We start from the raw sequence: 16,999 nt of genomic DNA, 5'->3' as shown, positions 1-16,999 counted from the left end.
AGGCAGTATGGAATACGGCTCTTTTCAAGCCGAGGAGTTCGGAGACCTGCAGCGTCTGGTCGACGGCTTGTTTTATGACCGTAAGGCCATTGACCGCCTGGATCTAATCGTTCAGGCGGAGATCTTGGACCTGGCGCCCGATCTCATGGAAATCGTGAATCTTTTGCCGCCCGGCTACTACGACCGCCAATCGCTTTGCGACCAGCTTAACTCGGCCCTTGCCGCCCACGGCTGGGGCGCCGTCTACGGCACCGTGGAATAAAAATGGCAAATAAATGAAATGCCGTTTGTGACAGTGCTCACAAACGGCATTTTTTCACACGAGGGCATCCGGGGCATGTCCGGCCCGGTTTTCGCGCTCCTACTCGTCCTTGGGCGAAGGGTGCTTGCAGACCACGCTCATGTAGATCATGCCCAGCACGGCCGCGGTAACAGAACCGGCAAGAATGGCGGCCTTGGCGGCCAGAACCTCGAACTGGGCCGTCGGGAAGGCGAGACCGCTGATGAGGATCGACATGGTAAAGCCGATGCCACCCAAAATGCCCACGCCGGCGATCATATGCCAGTTAACGTTATGAGGCAGCTCGCAAGCCTTAAGCTTGACCAGGGCAAACGTCACGCCAAAGATACCGATCGGCTTACCCAGCAGCATGCCAAAGTACACGCCGAGGGTCACCGGGTCGGTAAGCAGCACGCTCATGTCCACGCCCACCAGGCGAACCTGCGCGTTGACAAACGCAAAGATCGGCAGGATCACAAAGTTGACCGGCGTGGAGATCAGGCGCTCCATGCGGATGAGCGGCGGGGTCACACGGTGCATGACACGCTCGACCTTGGTAGTCGAAAAGGTAAAGTCGTGCTGGCCCAGGATGTGCGCCTCGTCGTCGTAACGGTCGTCGAGCAACGGCAGGTACTCGCCTAGCCAATCGGTAAGGCTATCGAGCTTAACACCGCACTTGGCCGGGATGGTGAAGGCCAGGATGACACCGGCAAGCGTGGCGTGCACGCCGCTCTTAAACATGCAAAACCACAGCAGCAGACCAAGCACCGAGTACGGGGCAAGGCGATAATGCTGAGTTTTGTTGAGCCACACAAGTGCGCAGGTCACAACTGCAGCGGCACCCAGCCAAAACGGACTGGGGCTCTGGCCGTAGAAAATGGCGATGGCGGCGATGGAGATGAGGTCGTCGGCGATGGCGAGCGTCGAGAAGAACACGCGCACGCCGTTGGGCACGCGATTGCCCAAAAGCGACAGCACGCCCAGCGCAAAGGCAATATCGGTTGCCATGGGGATGGCCCAACCGTTGCGGGCGCCGGCATGGTTAAAGATCAGGTAGATGCAGGCGGGAACGACGACGCCGCCCACGGCTGCCAGCATGGGAAGCATGGCCTGACGCGGATTCTTGAGCTCGCCGACCGTCATCTCGTACTTAAGCTCAATGCCCACCAACAAAAAGAAGATCGCCATGAGAAAGTCGTTGACGAAAAGCTCGACGGTGAGGCCAGCCGTAAGGTTGCCCAGACCCACATACAGCGGGGTCTCCAAAAAGTGATGGATAGCCTCGTAGACATCGGTGTTGGCGCAGATAACGGCGGCGATGGCGGCGATGACCATGACGGCGGCGGAAATCGTGCCGTTCTCGGCGATGCGCTCCCAGATGTCATGACGTTCAAAGCGCTTGCGCTCACGAACGTTGAACAGCTGCTCAGTTGCTGCCATGGGCGGCTCCTTTCACGGGAAAGCTCCCGTCTTAAAAAAGCACGGCCCGCCCAAGTGGCGGCACCGCGCTCCAACGTATTACGCTTGCATCTAGCCTACCCTGCACGACAAGCACGCAGGCGTGGCCGAAAAGCGGAACCACAGGTTGAACATTATTTGCCCGACGGTACGGGCGCCCCTGTCCAATAGAGGACGCGGTCCGACGCATAAAAAACGACCGGAGCGCGGGGCGTCCGCGGTCCGGTCGTAGCAGGCTACAAAACCTAGCAGGCGGCCATGATGGGGGCAGCGACCTGCTTCTTACGGGAGAGGACGCCCGGCATCCAGACGCCGTCGTGCTCGTCGGCAATGCCCAGGCCCTTCTGAGCGGCCTCGGTCTCGCCCTCGAGCAGGACCTGCGAGCCCTCCTCCATGATGTCGGTGATGCACAGGACGATGCCGTCGGCACCCTTCTCGGCGGCGTAGGCGCGCATGGCCTCGCGGATCTCGTCGATCATGCCGAGCGCACGGCTCTTGTCGACGGTCTCGTACTGGCCGATGAGCAGCTTCTTGCCGGCGGGCTCGAACATCTTGATGTCGTTGCCGACCATCTCGGCTGCGGTGAAGGAGCCGGACGGACGGGTAAGGAAGACCTCCATGCCAAACTTGACCGGGTCGACACCCACCTGCTCGCCGAGCTTGGCGGCGACGGCGCGGTCGACATCGGTGGTGGTGGGGCTCTTGAGCATGAGCGTGTCGGTCATCATGGCCGAGAGCAGCAGCTTGGCCTGAACGTCGGAAAGCTCAACGCCGAGCACGCCGGCGAGCTTAGTGACGATGGTGCAGCTGGAACCCCAAGGCAGGCAGATGTAGTGCAGCGGGCCGGCGCTCTCAAAGTCGCCGATGCGGTGATGGTCAACGACGCCAAAGACCGTGGCGTCCTTAAGGCCGGCGACGGACTGGGCGGACTCGTTATGGTCGGTGAGAACGACAAGCTGGCCGGCCTCGACGGACTCAATCACGCGGGGCTCGGCAATGCCGGCGTCTGCGAGCAGCTTGGCGGACTCTGCCGGAAGCTGACCAAGAGTGCAGACCTCATAGGTGTTGCCGGCATACTCAACCTGGTTGAGCAGCTGAGACAGAACGACGGCGCTCATGATGGCGTCGTTATCGGGGTTCTGGTGACCAAAGACAAGAACGTTTGCCATGGGTATCCTCCACTTGGTATGTTTACTTAGACGTAGCTATGGTAGCACGCTGGCAGCTGGCCTTTGGGGACGGAAGGGCCACGGCATATTTTGTGGCAGGTATGGGGGCCAAGGCTGTCCCTTTTGCACCATGTTGGTGCAAAGTAACCTGGCCCCCTTGCACCAGCTATTTACCGGCGGCGCGCAGGGCTACGTAGGCAGAACCGATGATGCCGGCGTCGTTTCCGAGCGAGGCAACCTTAATGGGCGTCTCGCGCGAGGCGAAAAGCACGTAGCGCTGGAAGTACTCGCGAACCTTATCGAGGTAGACATCGGCCGAGGCGGAGGCGCCGCCGCCGATCAGGAACATCTCGGGATCGACCACGTTGGCAATAAGCGCCAGGGCGCGGCCGAGATAGTCGGCCATGGTATCGGCCGCGGCCAGCGCGAGCTTATCACCCTCGCGGCAGGCTTGGAACACGTCCTTGGAATCGGAGGGGCCGGTGAGCTCGATGGGCTCGACGCCCGCCTTCTTGCACTCGGCAAGGTAGTTGCTCACCACGCCGGTGGCGCTGGAATACTGCTCCAGGTGGCCATGGCCGCCGCAGCCGCAAGTGCGCTCCTCAGCCGGATTCAGGCACATATGGCCAATCTCGCCGCCGGCGCCCACAACACCCGACACCACATCGCCGTTGACGATAACGCCGCCGCCCACGCCGGTACCGATGGTGACCATCACCACATTCTGCACGTCCTTGGCAGAACCGAGCCAAGCCTCGCCCATGGCAGCGGCGTTGGCATCGTTCTCGTACTTAACGACCGCATCGGGGCAGTGCTCCTGAATGGCGATCTTCAACTCGGGCAGGTTAATGGCAATGTTGGCCTTGACCTTGGCATCGCCCGCTGCCGGAATGGGGCACGGAACAGCAAGGCCAATGCCCGCCACAAAGGCGCGCGGAATCTGTGCCTTGGCGACCACCTGGTCGATAGCCTCGGTCACCGCGGCAAAGCCCGCAGCGTCAACGATGGGAGGCGTGGGCACGCTGACCTTCGCAAGCAGGTTGCCATCCCCATCGAACAGGCCCTCCTTAACCGAAGTGCCGCCGACGTCGATGCCGATGTAGTACTGCTTAGGTTCCATAGGGGCCCGCCTTTCTCGTTTAAACATTGTCTGTATGGTACCGCTCCCAAGGCAAAAACATACCAAAAAGGGACAGGTTTGTTTTGGTAGGTTTTATCTGGGGAAATGCAGAATACAGGATTCGGTTCGCTGGGTGCTAAATCGGTTCGGCCCCGTCCTCGGACCGATTAGATTTCTCAACACGACATTATTCGAATGTATATTTATTTAGAGCGCTTTTATTTTTAGCGCAAAGCGACTTTTAGTAATATATCTATCGAACTTTTCAATGACTCAATAGGGATACTTAGGTGTTGAGTATACTTTCTTTTATACTCAATAAAGTTGGAAAGGAGGTCCCATGATTCCCAAATACGAGGCGATAGCTGCAGATATTCGTCGAAGTATTGAGGATGGCGCTCTTAAACCAGGCGACAAGCTTCCCACCGTCGTTGAGTTCTGCGAGCTCTATAGCGTTTCCAAAATCACCGTCAAACGAGCTATCGAGCAAATCACCGAGGAAGGTCTTGTTACCAGCCGTCGTGGATCGGGTACCTACGTTAAGGACACGGCGGGGCTTCCCGGCCAGGCGTTTTTCCAGGGCAAAAACGACCGTGCCCAGGGCTTTTCGTATGAGCACCGCGGGGAGAAGGTGACCTCGGTGGTCTACGATTTCTCGATTGTTAATCCACCAGCGGACATCGCAGCCCAGCTGGGAATTGCCGAGGATGACTTTGCCTATCACATCGTGCGCGTGCGTCAGGCCGATGAGAAGCCCATCGTTATCGAGTACACCTACATGCCCCTCGAGCTGATTCCGGGCCTTAAAAAGAAGGACCTGTACGGATCGGTCTACCGCTTTATCCGCGAGCAATGTGGGCTGAAGATCTCGAGCTTCCACCGTACCATTCGCGCCGTGGCAGCAACCGAGGAAGAAGCCGAGCGCCTGGACACCAAACCTGGCTCTCCCCTGCTCGAGCTCAACCAGATTGGCTTTTTGGACAGCGGCGCGGCCTTTGAGTATTCGGTCTCGCGCAACGTTGGCGACCGCTTTGAGTTGCACAACGTAACGTTGGCATAGGTTTTTGTAGTCATGCGGGCGCTCGTTTTGAGCTGTTTGTGCAACGCCCGCGCAACACAATGGGGTATGAATATGTCCGATTTGATTAAACTGACGCCGATCTTCCACGAGAAGATCTGGGGCGGCCGCCAGCTCGAAACCGTATTTGGCTACGACATTCCCGAGGGTCCCATCGGTGAGTGTTGGGCCATCTCGGCCCACCCCAACGGCGACTGCCAGATTGCGGAGGGCCCGTATGCCGGCCACACGCTGTCGTGGCTGTGGGCCGAGCACCGCGAGCTCTTTGGCAGGTGCGAGGGCAAGGAGTTCCCGCTGCTCGTTAAGATTCTGGACGCCAAGGACGACCTTTCGATCCAGATTCATCCCAACGACGAGTACGCCGCCAAGCACGAGAACGGCAGCCTGGGCAAAACCGAGTGCTGGTATGTCCTGGACTGCGAGCCCGGCGCCACGATCATCGTCGGCCAGCGCGCGCATGACCGCGCCGAGGCCGCACAGATGATCGAGGGAGGCCGTTGGGACGACATGCTCAACGTGCTGCCGATCCACAAGGGCGACTTTTTCCAGATTGATTCCGGTACCGTGCACGCCATCAAGACCAGCACGCTCATTTTGGAGACGCAGCAGTCAAGCGACGTGACATATCGCCTGTACGACTACGACCGTCCCGGCACCGACGGCAAACTGCGTCCGCTGCACATTGAGCAGAGCCTCGATTGCATCGATTTTGACGCTCAGGCTCCGACCGACGGCACGATAACCGCACCCGAGGTGAACGGCGTAACCGAGCTCGAGTCTAACTCCTGCTACACCGTCGATCGCGTGCGCGTCGACGGCAGCAAGACCTTGGAGCAGCGCTGGCCCTTCATGTGCCTGTCGGTCATCGACGGCGAAGGCACCGTCTGCGGCGACCCCGTCCACAAGGGAAGTCACCTGCTGGCACCCAGCACCGTCAGCTCCATTGACCTCGAAGGCCAGATGGAACTGATTATCAGCCACCTCTAGGTCGCGCCAACAACCAAAACGCAACAAGGGGCTCTCCCGACCATGTACGGAAGAGCCCCTACTCGTATCTATCTATCAGCCCACCCGGCTCTCCAGATCAAAAAGCAAACGAGCAGAGCGAGGTTCGAAAGCTGCAGGCCAAAACGCCACAAGGAAGAGGGCGCGCCGGGGGCTTTGGTCGATCGCGAGTTCCGCACGAGCCGGAGAGCACTTAATGTGCTCTCCGTGCGAGCAGGACTGTCCGAGCAGGCGACCAAAGCCCCCGGCGCGCCCGGCCAACCTCGCAGTTAGGCATTCAGCTTAACAATCGGAGCGAAGCCTTTCATTAGCTTTTTGGTCTGGCCGGTCTTTTCGAATTGGACCTCGATCATGTCTCCAGCGACCGAGATCACGGTACCCGTGCCAAAGGTCTTATGACTCACGGTATCGCCCGCGGCAAAGTCCTGCGACGCGCTGGCGCGATCGACCTTGCGCTCCACTGTTGGGGACACCTTGGACGACGGCTTTTTGGCTCGCGGTGCGCCCGAGCCAAAGGTCGAGGCAACGCGACCGGCGTCGGGCGAGACCCCACGATGGCGCTCGGTCCCGTAGCTGCTGCCGCCAAAGAAATCGTCGAAGCTCGATCCACCGCGCGAACCGGAACCGCCGGTCGAGCGCGTATGCGAACCAAACACCTTGCCGCCATACATATCCGAACCCATGCCCGAGCCAAAGGTGCCGCGACGGTCGCCGCGTTTCTCCCAGCCCGTGCCCTCAAAACCGGCAGAACCGATACCGCTAAACTCGATATCCTCAAACGGAATCTCGTTGAGAAAGCGCGAACGCGGGTTGGCGGAGGTCGAACCGTAGGTGCGACGCGTGGCCGCATAGGTCAAGAACAGGCGCTTGCGGGCACGCGTGATGGCGACGTAGGCCAGGCGACGCTCCTCCTCGAGCTTGCCCGGATCATCGCTGCCGCCAAAGTCGTGCACGTGCGGAAAGATACCCTCCTCCATGCCGGCCACGAACACCGCCGGAAACTCCAGGCCCTTGGCGGAGTGGATGGTCATCATGGTAATGGCATGCGTCTCGCCGGCCAGGGAATCCAAGTCGGAGCGCAAGGCCAGCCATTCCATGAGTGCCGGCAGCGCCTTACAGGTGAGCGGACCGTAGGTACGCTCGATCTCGCCGGCATGCACGGCACCCGCCGGCAGCTCCGTCGGCGCGGCATACGCGTTGCCTGCGATGGCGGCGGCCAGGGCATCCTGCGGAGACAGCGCCGGAGCGGCCAAGCCATCGAGCGGATTGGAGCCCGCGGCGTCACGGGCGCCGACGAGCGCCTCAAACGAGGATGCCGGGGCAGATGGCCCCGGTTCGGGCGCAGACACGCTCACCACGACGGGCTCGGGCTCGGCGCCGGCAGGCACATCGGCAACACCGGCTGCCCGCAGCTCTTCTAGGCTCTCGAGCGTACCCTCGATATCCTCGTGCGTCTCCTCAAATTCGGCGGCAACGCCCAGAAATTCCTGGATGTTCTCGGCGCGGCTCTCGGACTCCATGGTGCCCTCGGCGCGAAACGCCTGCAGCAGGCCCGTCTTATCGACGATCATCTCGACAACGTCCTTGAGCTCGCCGTCCATGCGGCGGCCCTCGCGCACCAGTGAGACAAAGCTCGACAGGCCGTTGCGCACCTTGGCGCTAAACATGCCGGTTTCGGCGCACGCGATCTCGCAAGCCTGGAAGAACGAGCAACGGTTGTCGCGTGCCAGCTGCTCGATCTTTTGGATTGAGGTGGAGCCAATGCCGCGGCGCGGTGTGTTGATGACGCGCTTGACGCTCATCTCGTCGGCCGGGTTCACGATCATCTTGAGGTAGGCCATGACGTCGCGAATCTCGGCACGGTCGAAGAATCGAGTGCCGCCCACGATCTTGTAGGGCACGCCCGCGCGCAGAAACATATCTTCGAGAATACGCGACTGGGCGTTGGTGCGATAAAACACGGCGATGTCGTCGTAACTCGTGCCTTTGGCATGCAGTTTCTCGATCTCGCCGGCAATCCAGCGGCCCTCGTCGCGCTCGTCGCTCGCCTGGAAGGCCTGAATCTTCTCGCCATCGCCCTCGGCCGTAAACAGGCGCTTGTCCTTGCGCTGCGAGTTGTGGCGCACCACGGCGTTGGCGGCGTTTAGGATATGGCCCGTAGAGCGGTAGTTCTGCTCGAGCTTAACGGTCTTGCAGTTTTTAAAGTCCTGCTCAAAGTCCAAGATGTTGGTGATGTCGGCGCCACGCCAGCTGTAAATGGACTGGTCATCGTCGCCCACAACCATGAGGTTTTGGTACTTGGCGGCCAGAAGGTTGGCGATTTCGTACTGGACGTGGTTGGTGTCCTGATACTCGTCGACGCTAATGTAGCGGAAGCGCTCCTGGTACTTGTCGAGCACCTCGGGGCGGGTGCGCAGCAGTTCGAGTGTGCGCACGAGCAAATCGTCGAAGTCCATCGCGTTGGCAGCGCGAAGGCGGCGCTCCAGCTCCAGGTAGACCTGCGCGGCCTTTTTGTCGTTGGGGCTATCGGCGGATTTGAGCATGTCCTCGGGGCCGATCATGGCGTTTTTGGCCGAACTGATCTTGCTGCGAATCATGTTGATGGGGAACTGCTTTTGCTCGATGCCGAGCGCCTGCATAATGTCACGCACCATGCGCTTTGAGTCATCGTCATCGTAGATGGTGAACTGACCGGTGTAACCCAGCAGGTCGGCGTCCTCGCGCAGCATGCGCACGCACATGGCGTGGAAGGTGCACACCCACATGCCGCGGGTACCGCTGGGAATGAGCGCCGTCAGACGCTCGCGCATCTCGGCCGCGGCTTTGTTGGTAAACGTGATGGCAAGAACCTGCCAAGGCTTAACACCCAGGTCGCCGAGCATATGCGCGATGCGGAAGGTCAGGACGCGAGTCTTGCCCGAGCCTGCGCCGGCGAGGACCAGCAACGGGCCCTCGGTGGTCAGGACGGCCTCGCGCTGGGCGGGATTAAGGCTGTCAATGTCGACGAGCGGCTTGACGGGCTTGGGTGCCGGCGCGGGAGCGTCGTAGATGTCGAGCGGAACGAGCTCGGGCTCCGGCGCAGCGGGGGCGGTGTATGCATCGAGCGGCACGGATTCCGGCGCGGGCGGCACGGGTACCGCGGCGTTCTTTTCCCAGGGCAAGGGCTGGGTCATGGGCGACTCCTCATCTGACGGACGGCGCGCCTGCGGGCGGCGCCATAGTTTGAGCCGTACCAGTATACCGAGCCGCGCGGACACCGACGCAAATCACACCACGACTCCGTGCGCCGCGCTCTGGCCGCCGCGCAGCGTCAACCAAGTTACAGACCGAGCATAGGCTCCAGAACAAAGAAGTACGCGAGCACCACGATGCCCAGAATAATGCGGTAGACGCCAAAGCACTTAAAGTCGTGACGGCGAACGAAGCCCATGAGCCACTTGATGGCAATAAGCGAAACCACAAAGGCCACGACGCAGCCCACGCCCAGAATGGCAATCTCGTTGGTGCCAAACGTACCGCCCTTAACGAAGTACTTGACCAGCTTGAGCGCGCTCGCGCCAAACATAACGGGAATGGCCAGGAAAAACGTGAACTTGGACGCCACCGAGCGCGTGCAGCCCAGCAGCAGGCCGCCGATGATGGTGGAGCCGGAACGTGATGTGCCCGGAATCAACGAAAGCACCTGGAAGCAACCGATACCCAATGCGGTCTTCCAGCTCAGGTCCTCGAGCGTGGCGATGGATCCAAAATCCAAATCCTCGTCATCGTCATTGTCTTCGGCAATATCCGCCGCAGGCGCCGCGAAGTGTGCACCGGCGGGACGCCCGCCCGCCACCACAGCACGCGAACCAAACGAATCGGCAAGAGCGGCGTTCTCGCGCTTACTTGCACGCCAGTTCTCAATCACGATAAACAACACGCCGTACACGATGAGCGCCAGCGCCACGACGGGAGCGTTATAGAAATGCTCCTCCATCCAGTCGTTGAGCGGCAGACCGATCACCGCGGCGGGAATACAGCCAAGCACAATCTTGCCCCACAGCACCCAGGTGTCGCGACGACCCTCCTTGCCCTTGCTGGGCGAGAACGGATTTAAGTCGTAGAAGAACAGAACGCAAACGGCCAAAATGGCGCCAAGCTGAATCACGACCAGGAACATATTCCAGAATGTCTCGCTCACATTCATCTTGACGAACTCGTCCACCAAGATCATGTGGCCCGTCGACGAAACGGGCAGCCATTCGGTGATGCCCTCGACCAGGCCCATGAAGGCAGATTTTAGAAGCTCGATGATATCCAAAGGGACCCCCCTCGTTTGTCACCCGCCGATAGTTGTTCTGCGGACGGTTGCGGGCGATGTCCCATTATCAACCGTTCGGCCGCGGCCGCGCCCACCCTTACCAAAAATCTCGCCCGTTCACAGAATTGCGAGCGGTCAAACCGAAATCCTTGGGTATAACTGCAACAAGCTAAAGTGTCCGGCGGCCAACACGTCGTCCGATGCACGAGCCCCGCGCCCGTGCGATAGACCAAGGAGGAAACCATGAACGAGGGCTATACCAAGGTATTTGTTTCACTCGACGGTACTGAGCAGCAGGATTTTGTGCTCACACGCGCTATCAAGGTCGCCGCAAACAATGGCGCCAAGCTGATCATCGGTCACGTCATCGATTCCACGGCGCTCGAGAGCGCCGGTTCCTATCCGGTCGATCTGGTCAACGGCCTGGAGGAGGCCTTTAAGAACTCCATCGCCAAGCAGCTCGAAGAGGCCAAGGCTAATCCCAACATTCCCGAGGTCGAAGTCATGATTCGCGCCGGCCGTATTCGCGAGACGCTCAAGGACGAGATGCTCGACGTGGTCAAGCCCGATCTGGTGCTCTGCGGCGCTCGTGGCCTTTCCTCGATCAAGTATGCGCTCCTGGGTTCGATTTCGACATTCCTGCTGCGCAACACCGACTGCGACATTCTGGTCGTGAAGTAGGTTCCTTCCCGCCGGCGCAAGGCCTGCGGGGTTATCACGCCGACGTCCTCGCCGCTTCGCGGCTGCGGGATGTCGGCTTAGATAACCCCTCCCGGCCTTGCGCCTTCGTCACCGTACTTCAGCGAGTTAGCTGAATAGAGAGATGGCGTGCCGCCCTGGTCGGGCGGCACGTTTTGTTTGGGTGATTTTTTTAGCCTCATAGCCATGTTCACGCTCGGGAACATAGCCATCCGCACCACAAGACGGCCCGACTACTCGAAGTATTGAAACTTGTTGGTCGAGAAAGCGAATGTTACGACAAAGCCTTCGCCGGAGTCGGATGCCGCGGTGACGTCGATGCCCATCTTGGAACACAGGCGCGCCACCAGGTAGAGGCCGATGCCCGTTGCGCGCTTGGTGGTGCGGCCGTTATCGCCGGTAAAGCCCTTCTCGAACACGCGCGGCAGGTCAGCCGCGCTCACGCCGCAGCCGTTGTCCGCGACGGTAAGCTCGATGCGCTCGTTTGCCAGGCCCTCGTCCAGCAACGCACCCGAAAACACAATCTTCGCGCCGTCCTCACGCGCATATTTAATGCTGTTCTGAATGAGCTGGCCCAGAATAAACTCGAGCCATTTCTCGTCGGTGAACACCTCAAAGTCGAGGTTCTCGCACACCGGAGCCACGTGCGCCGCAATGAGCTCGCGCGCGTTGGCTTTAATCGCGCCCGTCACCAAGCTCTTGAGACCCCAACGGCGAATTAGGTAGTCGCGCTCTACGACTTCCGAGCGCGCATAGTACAGCGCCTGATCGATATAGCGCTCCACGCGAGCCAGCTCGCGACCCAGGTCATCCACGCGCGACAGGTCGTCTTCGCTGCCGTCCAGGTTTTCCAAAATCAGATGAGCCGCCGCCAGGGGCAGCTTGGCCTCGTGGACCCAGCTCTCGATATAGTCGCGGTAATCATCGGTCTGGCGCCGGCCTTCCGCCACCTCGTCGCAAGCGGCTTTGCCCACCCGGCGCAAGACCTCATATTCGAGCTCGCCCTCGGCATAGGTCGGGCATTGCACCATCTCCTGCACCCATGCGGGGCTCCCCAGCTCCTCTGCCGCGCGCTCCAGCTGGCACAGAAAACGACGACGGCGCACGTACTCGATCACGATGCCCAGCATGCCAAAGATAAAGGACACACCGACCGCCACGACCACGATGGATGCCGGGGCGCCGGCGACCGTCAGTACAAAACAGCTCAGCAGCACGCCGCAGATCCACACGGCAACGGGAAGCAGTGCATCTTTAAAGAACTTGGCAAACGACATAACCGGCCCCTAGACCGAATAGCCTTGGCCGCGATGCGTCGTCAAATACCCCTTGATGCCGATTTTTTCGAGCGTGGTGCGCAGGCGGTTGATATTGACGGTGAGCGTATTGTCGTCCACGAAGGCGTCGGAGTCCCACAGGTCCTGCATGATAGCCGAGCGCGAGACAATCTTGCCCGCGCGGCCCAAGAGCAGCGAGAGGATACGCAGCTCGTTTTTGGTGAGCTCGGTACTGTCGCCGGTTGCCGTATTGGTGACCATGGAGCGGGCGAGGTCGAGCTCCAGCCCCTTGTGGACGAGCGTGCTGCGATCGCCCGCCGCCGCGGTGCGGCGCAGCAACGCATTGATGTGCGCCACGAGCACACGGGCGCTGTAAGGCTTGGGAACAAAGTCGTCCGCGCCAAGCGTCATGGCCATGACCTCGTCGATCTCGGTCGTGCGCGACGTGAGGACGATGATAGGAACCTCGGATTCGCGGCGAACCTCGTGGCAGATATGTTGGCCGTCCTTGACGGGAAGCGTGAGGTCGAGCAACACCAGGTCGGGCGCGGCGGCAAGGATATCGCGCGAGACATGCTCAAACGATTCGCAGGCCTCGATTTCAAACCCGGCGCGGGCAAGGATGTCGACAAGCTCACGACGAATGCGCTCGTCGTCCTCAACGACATAGATCAGCGCCATGGATTCCGCTCCCCTCTTGGTTGTCTTGCCCCATTATGACCGCGGAGCCGCAGGTGCGTGCCTCGCGAGGCACCAAGGTGACAGAACTGTTCGCGAACGAAAGCGTTTGGCTCGCCCCTCGCTCGCAACGGGAGCGAGGATCAAATGATTATTAAATCCCCGTCCCAGGAAAAACATTTAGCGGCGGGCACGGAGCTTTTCGTAGCCTTCGGCAAAGAAGGCAACCGTAGCGGCGTCGGACTCGACGGCGTCCGTCTCGGCGGCAGGGACCACGCCGTGCTCGTCACTCACCAGGAACAGCGCGCCCTTGAGCTGCGCGGGAATGTCCACGCGCGTGACCGGGATGCCCTTGGTCTGGGCCAGCTGCTCGATAAGCGTCGCCGTGCCACACAGGCACTCGTCCGCCGGTGCCACAAAGACCAGCTCGCCGTTGTTGACGGCGGCGAGCAGCTCGGGCGCCACGCCGGTTTCGTCGGCCTCGGAGCGGGCCTCGGCGGAGCGGGCACGCAGCGCCTTGGCCGAAGTATCGGCCAGCGGCTCGTACTCCCCCACCGTCATGGCGGCATTGCCGTTAACGTCGATCACCAGCATGAGCACGCCGTCGCGCGCGGTGTAATCGCCCTCGGCAAGCGACCACTCAACGTGCTGCTTGGCCCAGCTGAGCATGTTATGGGTGAGCGGCTCGCCCTGCACCAGGCGCTCGGACAGCGCACGAATATGACGGTTGAGCATGGGCACCTTTTTGTTGGACATACGCCAACGGCAGACAAGCGCGGGCTTGTCGAGCGTAAACTTCTCGACCGCCTCCTGATTGGCGCAAAAGTCCTCGTACGCACGCTGGTCCTCGGCATTGCCAAACAGCTCGGCATCATCCACAACGGCCATATCCAACCTTTCTCAAAAACATACACCGCACCGTTATACCCAAAAAAGCCGCCTGCACCAACCGGCACGGACGGCAATAGATAGCTTTAGCTCGGGGCGAGCAAATACCGCTGGTGGAGCATAAGCCAGCGAGCCGGACCCAAGTGCCTCAGGTCGCCGCGAAAGAGGAGCGACGCGTACTTCTGTACGCGAGCGACGGTTTGAGCGGCGAGATAAGGTGCTTGGGGCCGGCGCAGCGTCGAGCAGTTACGCGGTTTGGTAAAACCGCGTAACGATCATTAGTGGCGGAAGTGGCGGGCGCCCGTGAAGACCATTGCGATGCCATGCTCGTTGCAGGCCTGGATGCTCTCGTCGTCGCGCTTGGAGCCGCCGGGCTGGATGATGCAGGTCACGCCGTGCTCAGCAAGCACGTCGACGTTGTCGCGGAACGGGAAGAACGCGTCGCTTGCGCAGGCAAAGCCGCCCTTCTCCACGCCCTCGCGCTCGCAGAAGTCCTCGGCGCGCTCGCAGGCAAGCAGTGCGGAGTCAACGCGGTTGGGCTGGCCCGGGCCCATGCCAATGCCGGCCTTACCCTTGGAGACCAGGATGGCGTTGGACTTGACGCCCTTGCAGACCTTCCAGGCAAACTCAAGCTCGGCCATCTCGGCATCGGTGGGCTTGCGGTCGGTGGGGAACGTAAAGGTCGCGGGATCCTCGATCACGTGGTCGACCTCCTGCACCAGCATGCCGCCGTCGATGGAGCGCAGCTCCACCTTGGCGCCGTGGTCCACGCCGCCGGTAGCCAGCACGCGCAGGTTGGGGCGCTTGGCCATGCGATCGAGCGCCTCGGCGGTGTAGCTCGGGGCGATGATGACCTCGACGAACTGCTTGTTCTGATCGGCAAAGTGCTCAACCAGCTCAAAGGGAACCTCGCGGTTGCAGGCGATGATGCCGCCGAAAGCGCTCTTGGGATCGCAGGCAAAGGCGCGGTCGTAGGCAGCCGTGATGTCCTCGGCAACGGCGGAGCCGCAGGGGTTCTGATGCTTGAGGATCACGCAGGCAGGCTCGTCGAACTCGCGAACCAGGTTCCAAGCGGCATCGGCGTCCAAATAGTTGTTGTAGCTGAGCGGCTTGCCCTGAATCTGCTCGGAGCCCACGAGCGGGAACTGCGAGCTCGCGGAGTTCTCGCAGCCATCGGCAAAGCGGTAGACCGTAGCCTTCTGCTGAGGATTCTCGCCATAGCGCAGGTCGTCGACCTTCTCCAGCGAGACCTCGAGTTTGGCAGAGGTGTCCGCCACGTCGCTTGCCTGGGCAGCAAGCCAACGGGAGATAGCCGTGTCGTAGGCGGCGGTAGTCTGGTAGACCTTCACCTGCAGGCGACGACGGGTGGAAAGCGTGGTGCAGCCACCGGTCTCGCGCATCTCGGCCAGGACGGCATCATAGTCGGCCGGGTCGGAGATGACGGTAACGCTCGCGGCGTTCTTGGCGGCAGAGCGAAGCATGGAAGGGCCACCGATATCGATGTGCTCGATGGCATCCGCAAAGGTGACCTCGGGGTTGGCGACGGTCTTCTCGAACTCGTACAGGTTGACGACGACCAGGTCGATCAGCTTAATGCCGTGCTGAGCTGCCTCCTGCATGTGCTGCTCGGAATCGCGGCGAGCCAGCAGTGCACCATGAACCTTGGGGTGCAGCGTCTTGACGCGGCCGTCCATCATCTCGGGATAGCCCGTGAACTCCTCGATGGGGGTTACGGGAACGCCCGCGTCCTCGATGGCACGAGCCGTGCCGCCCGTAGAGATGATCTCGACGCCAAAGTCGTCAACCAGCGTCCGTGCGAAATCGACGACGCCCGTCTTATCGGTAACCGAGATCAACGCGCGTGCGATCTTCACATCAGATCCCATGCAGTCCTCCTGTCTGGTACGCCGCCGTGCTCTGTGAGTCGGTGATACGTCGATCTGCAGCGCTCGCGCAGCGGCATTGAAAATACTGATTCAATGTAGCGCATCGAGCGCATCGATGCACCCCGTAACGGGCGCATGTGCAGAAAAAGCTTGCGAGCGGGGGTTGCAGGAGCGCCACTGGGCACGGTGAGTTGATGGAACACAGGGGCACCATAATTAGATGCCAATGGCATGGTAGAACTGTGCTCGATATGCATCCGCAATAGAAAGAGGCACTATGGTCTCGCGGGTTCTCTACCGACCGTTTGATACCGAAGACTTCGACGCCATCGCGCTGATCTTGCAGCAGCTTTGGCATAACAATTCGGATAACGAAGAGTACAACCGCCTTGAGGCCGCGTGCGATCTTGCCTATTGCCTTTCTTCCTCGACGTTTTCGCAGGTCGCCGTAATCGACGGCCAGGCGCGCGGCATTGCACTCGCACGTGCGGGGCAAAGCAGCGGCGCCACCGTTAAGGAGCATTGGATGGATACCGAACGCGCATTGCTGTCGCAGATGCGTGAGCTGGAGCCCGATGCCTGTGCCGAGTATCTCTCGTTTGTGCGCGCCACCATTCGGACCAACAACCGCCTGCTCGAGAGCAGCCCGCTGCCGCATGACAACGAGGTCACGTTGCTTGCCGTGGATCGCGATGTCCACGGCCTGGGCGTTGGCTCGGTTCTGCTCGATGCCGCGGTCTCGCACCTGTCCTCGCGCGGAGCGTCGAGAGCGCACCTGTATACCGACTCCAACTGCTCGTGGAAGTTCTACGAGCTGCACGGCTTTAAGCGCACGGCCACGCACCGCGCCAACCGCGAAGAGCGCCGCCACGACATGCCGCGCGAAAGCTTCCTCTACGAACTCGACCTGACAGCCTAAAACCGGCAGTTAGGGACGTCCCCTTTGTGCTGGCACCCCGGGACACTCCTTGGCAGCAACCACACCTAGTCGTTGGGGACGTTCTTAAATGACTAGTCGCCGGGGACAGTCTTGAACAAAAGAGTCACCGAAACCCTCGCTGGCATCACCCTATAGAGGAGTCTGCAAATAGCGGTGGGCAAAAGTAAAAGATCGGCGCATTTTGGCGCATAAAAAGGGGACGGGCTTTCCCCGACGGCTGC

The 16,999-nt window shown here is 60.7% G+C and carries 14 protein-coding genes; 5 read left to right on the top strand and 9 right to left on the bottom strand.

Annotation, left to right across the window (positions count from 1 at the left end):
* Positions 1-7 precede the first annotated feature (7 nt).
* Entirely contained in the window at positions 8-262 is a 255-nt protein-coding gene (locus ACTQV4_RS02960) for a hypothetical protein (protein ID WP_152068465.1), read from the top strand.
* Positions 263-361: 99 nt separating this feature from the next.
* On the opposite strand, the gene nhaA is transcribed toward ACTQV4_RS02960, so the two are convergent.
* From nhaA to ACTQV4_RS02945, 3 genes are all read right to left on the bottom strand, one after another.
* Complete coding sequence (gene nhaA, locus ACTQV4_RS02955) at positions 362-1,720, bottom strand: Na+/H+ antiporter NhaA (protein WP_441569252.1); 1,359 nt, start codon at positions 1,718-1,720, stop codon at positions 362-364.
* Between the two features lie 263 nt (positions 1,721-1,983).
* Complete coding sequence (locus tag ACTQV4_RS02950; protein WP_441031330.1) at positions 1,984-2,907, bottom strand: manganese-dependent inorganic pyrophosphatase; 924 nt, start codon at positions 2,905-2,907, stop codon at positions 1,984-1,986.
* Between the two features lie 166 nt (positions 2,908-3,073).
* The gene (locus ACTQV4_RS02945) at positions 3,074-4,027 is read right to left on the bottom strand and encodes an ROK family protein (protein ID WP_441031332.1); all 954 of its coding nucleotides are present in this window, start codon (positions 4,025-4,027) and stop codon (positions 3,074-3,076) included.
* Positions 4,028-4,367: 340 nt separating this feature from the next.
* Here ACTQV4_RS02945 and ACTQV4_RS02940 point away from each other — a divergent pair, with 340 nt between their 5' ends.
* Positions 4,368-5,087, top strand: coding sequence for a GntR family transcriptional regulator (locus ACTQV4_RS02940; RefSeq protein WP_441016079.1), 720 nt, complete (start codon positions 4,368-4,370; stop codon positions 5,085-5,087).
* Between the two features lie 72 nt (positions 5,088-5,159).
* Positions 5,160-6,092, top strand: coding sequence for a type I phosphomannose isomerase catalytic subunit (locus tag ACTQV4_RS02935; protein ID WP_441569251.1), 933 nt, complete (start codon positions 5,160-5,162; stop codon positions 6,090-6,092).
* 287 nt (positions 6,093-6,379) lie between these two features.
* Here the strand turns inward: ACTQV4_RS02935 and ACTQV4_RS02930 are convergent, their stop codons facing one another.
* Both ACTQV4_RS02930 and ACTQV4_RS02925 read right to left on the bottom strand, forming a co-directional pair.
* Positions 6,380-9,283 (bottom strand): ATP-dependent helicase, encoded by a 2,904-nt coding sequence (locus tag ACTQV4_RS02930; protein WP_441560845.1) that lies wholly within the window; start codon positions 9,281-9,283, stop codon positions 6,380-6,382.
* A gap of 146 nt (positions 9,284-9,429) precedes the next feature.
* A complete protein-coding gene (locus ACTQV4_RS02925; protein ID WP_441560844.1) occupies positions 9,430-10,410 on the bottom strand; it encodes an undecaprenyl-diphosphate phosphatase in 981 nt (326 codons plus the stop codon).
* A 243-nt stretch (positions 10,411-10,653) separates the two neighbouring features.
* Here ACTQV4_RS02925 and ACTQV4_RS02920 point away from each other — a divergent pair, with 243 nt between their 5' ends.
* Complete coding sequence (locus ACTQV4_RS02920) at positions 10,654-11,091, top strand: universal stress protein (RefSeq protein ID WP_154515052.1); 438 nt, start codon at positions 10,654-10,656, stop codon at positions 11,089-11,091.
* A gap of 251 nt (positions 11,092-11,342) precedes the next feature.
* Here the strand turns inward: ACTQV4_RS02920 and ACTQV4_RS02915 are convergent, their stop codons facing one another.
* The 4 genes from ACTQV4_RS02915 to purH form a co-directional block, all read right to left on the bottom strand.
* A complete protein-coding gene (locus tag ACTQV4_RS02915) occupies positions 11,343-12,386 on the bottom strand; it encodes a sensor histidine kinase (protein WP_441560907.1) in 1,044 nt (347 codons plus the stop codon).
* 9 nt (positions 12,387-12,395) lie between these two features.
* On the bottom strand, positions 12,396-13,067 hold the full coding sequence (locus ACTQV4_RS02910; RefSeq protein WP_427728526.1) for a response regulator transcription factor: 672 nt from the start codon (positions 13,065-13,067) through the stop codon (positions 12,396-12,398).
* Positions 13,068-13,244: 177 nt separating this feature from the next.
* Entirely contained in the window at positions 13,245-13,952 is a 708-nt protein-coding gene (locus tag ACTQV4_RS02905) for a hypothetical protein (RefSeq protein ID WP_427718908.1), read from the bottom strand.
* Positions 13,953-14,230: 278 nt separating this feature from the next.
* The gene (gene purH, locus ACTQV4_RS02900) at positions 14,231-15,838 is read right to left on the bottom strand and encodes a bifunctional phosphoribosylaminoimidazolecarboxamide formyltransferase/IMP cyclohydrolase (protein WP_441560909.1); all 1,608 of its coding nucleotides are present in this window, start codon (positions 15,836-15,838) and stop codon (positions 14,231-14,233) included.
* A 277-nt stretch (positions 15,839-16,115) separates the two neighbouring features.
* On the opposite strand from purH, the gene ACTQV4_RS02895 reads away from it, so the two are divergent.
* A complete protein-coding gene (locus ACTQV4_RS02895) occupies positions 16,116-16,757 on the top strand; it encodes a GNAT family N-acetyltransferase (RefSeq protein WP_427728515.1) in 642 nt (213 codons plus the stop codon).
* Positions 16,758-16,999: the final 242 nt, after the last annotated feature.

Origin of the sequence: Collinsella sp. LCP19S3_B11, assembly GCF_052121915.1 — a bacterium.
Classification (GTDB): Bacteria; Actinomycetota; Coriobacteriia; order Coriobacteriales; family Coriobacteriaceae; genus Collinsella.
This window is presented reverse-complemented; position numbering and strand designations above follow the sequence as displayed.